The organism is Cedecea davisae DSM 4568 (assembly GCF_000412335.2).
GTDB classification, from domain to species: domain Bacteria; phylum Pseudomonadota; class Gammaproteobacteria; order Enterobacterales; family Enterobacteriaceae; genus Cedecea; species Cedecea davisae.
The window spans coordinates 3,174,446-3,178,740 of sequence record NZ_KE161030.1; the positions used below are offsets into that span (position 1 = coordinate 3,174,446).

Below are 4,295 nucleotides of genomic sequence, written 5' to 3' on the forward strand. Positions count from 1 at the left end.
ATAAGCCTTAACACAACAACTCAATAATTCTGTTATATCAGTGCTTATTAATACCATCAGAATAAACGCCGGTGAGAACTAAACATCCGTTCTCACCATAATTACTGATTAACATAAATAAGATAGCAGCCGTACCCGGTTATAAAACTCTTTCTCCACAAGAGCCTTTTCTGTTTTTTATAAAACAGGAACGGGCACGGCTGCTTTATAAATATGTCAATATTAATGAGATAAACAGATGAAAAATTCCAACATAGCAAAAGAGAGTGTGGCTGGCAGAAATAATATAGTGGGATTTTTCCCGGGCTTAGGCAGCCGGGTTATGTATAAGGATATTGGTGATTGCCTGTTACGTTCAGGAAATAAAGAAGTCGAACAAATATATTGTGAAGCGGCTGCTGCTATGGGGTACGGAAATCAACCAGAAAAAATGCTGATTACTCCGGCAACGCTTCCTTCCGGGAAAATGGAACAGCAAGGTTTTATCGGCGCCAGTTTCCTTATTCATAATTTAGCTCTGGCCGCCCTTTTGCGCGCAGAGGCTCACCGGCAAAATCAGGATCTTCATTTTCTCGCTTACAGCGGGGAAAGCTTCGGCATCATTAACTCGGCGGTAGCCAGCGGGGCGCTCAGCGTCAGCGACGGCGTAAAAATCGCCAATTTCTTTACCCCGTATATTCTACTGGCCTCCGATAAGCAGGACGATGCATTCAGCCAGTCTATTGCCGCCTGGTATCCGGCGGCGCTGCAAGCGCAAAACTTAATCCCCGAACCCTATTATGTCGTCGCCCTGCGCGGCAAAGAAAAACAGCTGGCAGAGGCATACGCCGCGCTGCAGGAAGAATTTCTCAGCACCGAGATTGAACAACATAAAGCCTATAGCCCATGCCAAATCAATCTCTATGTGAAGACCAGCATCAAGTCATGCTTCGATATTTTTATGAAGAGCTACCCGGCGGTTGAGGTGAACAAGCTCAAAGAGCCGACCACGTTTCTCACCCATTCGGCGCAGCTTACTCCGCTTAAACAGGGGCTGGAGCAGTTCTTCATTGAGCGCCAGATTGTCTTTTGCGACCCGCATACGCCGGTGATTGCCAACCACAGCGAGCAGTTGCTGACCAGCAAAGAAGAGATACGCGCGGCGGTGCTGGCAATAATCGATTGCATTATGCTCTCGGCTACCACGGCCAGCATGGCAGATGCTCTGGGCGCTGACGCGATTGTTGAATTGGGTCTGGGAAATAAATCCGTCCAGCTGCTGCGCGACAACGATATTCACACTCCGGCTTTATCCTTCACCGGCGCTCCCGGCGAAGCCGCGCTGATGGTACAGGCGCTGGGTGCTTTAAGCCGCATTCGTGACGGCAAAGAAGCCGCCGATATCTGTTCAGGTATCGACAGCTGGTTGAACGTAGCCCGCCAAAACGCCGAGTTCACCAGCCGTTTTTCAACCAAAATCGTGGAAGCTATCCAGCAGGTTGCGCCGCTCAGGCTGGAAGTTAGCGGCTGCGCCCCGGTTAGCGTGGACAGCATCTACAAAAATAGCTGGCGCTATCGCGACTATTTGCAGCCGGGCGAGCGGGTATTGATGTCCCGCCTGAGACGCAATATTCACGGCACGGAACTCGATAAAAACCAGACCTACGCCGATCTCAAAATTCAGCGCAAGGATGGCGCAATTCGCTATCTGAAAACGCCGTTTATCATCCATGCGGAAAAAACGCTGTTCTACTTCTCCAGCCTCGATGAACTCAGCAATATTGCGGTATTTAACTACCTGCAGGATTTAGCCTCCGCCCCAAATTACGCTGAAGTTTGCAGCCGTATAGCGGCGGAGCGCAATCATGGAGAGCCGCTGGACGGGTTGTTGCAGCTGCATACCGCCGAGGCGCCGCCTGAAACTCAGGTTATCCGACGTATCATCCTGCAAACGCTCGCTTTCGAGTTAATGCAGGTTCATCGCCCGGCGCTGGTTCAACAGGCCAATACCTGCCTGGCGACTCGAGATTTTATCGGCTGGCTCGCCTGCCTCGTCGCCGTCGGGGCTGCATCGTTCGACAGCACGGTGCAGCTATGCCGCGATTACTACTCGTCACACAGCCGTAAAATGCTGCCGTGGGGCGGCGTTAAAAAATTTGCCGCCGAGCTTGGCGACGCCCGCGTTCCCGTGCTTTCCGTCAACGGACTGCCGCTGCTGGGGCACCGCGATCTTGAGGTCAACACGTTCAAAATCTTATTGGGTGATTTCCCCAATGAGCGCGTACAGGCGGCTCTCGACTGCCATCTGTCGGTGATAACCCTCGACGGCAGCCTGGTCGATAACTCGCTGGAAACCGAGCCTTATCAATCAGACATCATTCTTATCGCTTCCGCCCCGGAAATCTGGCTGCGTAAGCCGGAGCTGGCGCTGGAGCAGCGCGAACGTGAAGCGCAGACCTGGCTGACCGAAGAACATCGCCAGGTTTCCGACTACGCCAGCCGTCGTAATCTGCTTTGCAGCACCGTTAATGCCTACATTGAGGCGGACGAAGTCCCGCTGCAATTCTGCAACGGCGGCAGTGAATCGATGACCATGTTTATTCAGCGTGCGCCGCATGAGCCGGTGGTGGTTCGCAAAATATTAAGCGAGGCGCTAACCGCCGCCAAATGGCACGCGGGCGGCACGGGCGTGATGCTGCCTCCGTTCGCCAAAGCGGCACGCCAGGTAGACTATTTGCGCGCCCTGCCGGACAGCGTCAAACCGTGGTTCCCGCAGGTTTATGCCGTGACGGAACGCGAGATCCTGACCCCCGCCAGCCAGTCACGCGTGGGGAAAGCGACCTGCAAAGAAGTCATCTATGAAATGAGCCTGGTGGAAGGCGAGGAAGTCAGCCAGTTTATCGAGCGCAACGACCTTTCTCCGCGCCTGATTGCCCGGCTGTACGAAATCATCTTCACCTTCCTGCGAGACAACATCCATCGCGAAAACCGGGTGGCGGCCAGCGGAAACACGCTGGAGTCGTCCTATTTCCGCAAAATTGAAGATCGCCTCGCCCTGTGCCGCCAGACCGCGCCGGGCTGCTTCAGCCCTGAACTGCTGGACAGCGAGAAGATCGTTATCAACGGCCGCGAATACCTTAACAGCAAGGCTCTGCTGAGCGCCTTCCGCTCGCGCCCGGAGTACCAGCGCATGCTTGAGCCGGTTTGGCACTCTCTGGTGATGGGCGATACCAACACCGAGAACATCAAGATGGGCAACACCGCCCCGCTGTTGGCCGCTCAGGTGCTGATTAACCAGCACAGAAGCGAAGATGAGATAGCCCGGGCTCTGGCGACCATCAGCGCCGAAGATATTCAGCTCCGGTTCCTCGATCCGCGGGCCATCGGCTACCAAAGCGAAGGTGCGGACTGCCGCGACGACTACATGTACGACAACAAGCCGTGGCACAACTCCCTCGGCCACTATGACGAAATTCATAACGAGCTGTTTAACCTCACCATGAGCCTGAACGCGGCCAAAAACCCGGTGGTTACCATCCAGTTCGCCGAAAGCAATGACTACCAGCGAACCTACCGGATAACCGACTGCGCCGAAAAAAATATCAACCCGCTTAGCCAGCATGAAGTTGTGGGTATGGAGCGATATTTCGCCCAGGTGATGAGCACAGTCTATGACACCGCTAACCCGGACTCGGTTTTCCTGCGGGAAGATCCGCACTGGCTGGTGCGCTTCGTGTTCATGATGGGCACGCACTTTACCGCCATGCCGCCGTTCCACTTCAGCTCCGAGCTGGACGGCACGATTAAAGACAGCATCCGTACCCAGCGCAGGCCGGTAGCAATCTACTGCGAAGGGATTAAGTGGCTCAATTGGGCCTTAGAAATTTTACAGGGCAAGCGCGACCAGTTCCTTGGCGTCAGCGTGCCTTATGTTGAACAGTTCGCCAAAGAGGCAATGTAACTATGCAGCGATTTAACCAACAGGTACTCGAACACAACCTGAACAATGCCATGGCACACCTGGATAACGAAAGCCGACTTATCGCCACGCCGTGGAGCAGAATAGTCAGAGGACTGGGCCTGGGTCAGTATCCGGTGTCCTACAACGAGACTATTTCTCTGTGGATCCAGAATGCCTTTGATGAGCTGAAGGATAAAACCGAGTCTAAAAACAACTATGTTAACTTTTCGTCGCTGCTTTGCGACTTTATCTGCCTGCTGGTTAAGCCGGGTCAGACGCTGAGCGAGCACGACAAACAGGTCTATATCTTTAACATCCTGTTTTTAATCAATTATGAGTTAGACCCGTACCGCCG

The 4,295-nt window shown here is 53.6% G+C and carries 2 protein-coding genes; both read left to right on the forward strand.

Translation table 11 applies throughout. From position 1 onward, the window contains the following. Positions 1–403 precede the first annotated feature (403 nt). Positions 404–3,940, forward strand: a complete 3,537-nt coding sequence (locus tag HMPREF0201_RS14385) for an ACP S-malonyltransferase (protein WP_148374898.1) — start codon at positions 404–406, stop codon at positions 3,938–3,940. Between the two features lie 2 nt (positions 3,941–3,942). After that, the coding region (locus tag HMPREF0201_RS23205) for a hypothetical protein (protein ID WP_016537460.1) at positions 3,943–4,295 on the forward strand (353 nt) is incomplete at its 3' end.

What these genes read in the sequence shown, in the direction of transcription:
- HMPREF0201_RS14385 (WP_148374898.1), top strand. Translation starts at nt 404, where the DNA reads ATGGGGTACGGAAATCAACCAGAAAAAATGCTGATTACTCCGGCAACG.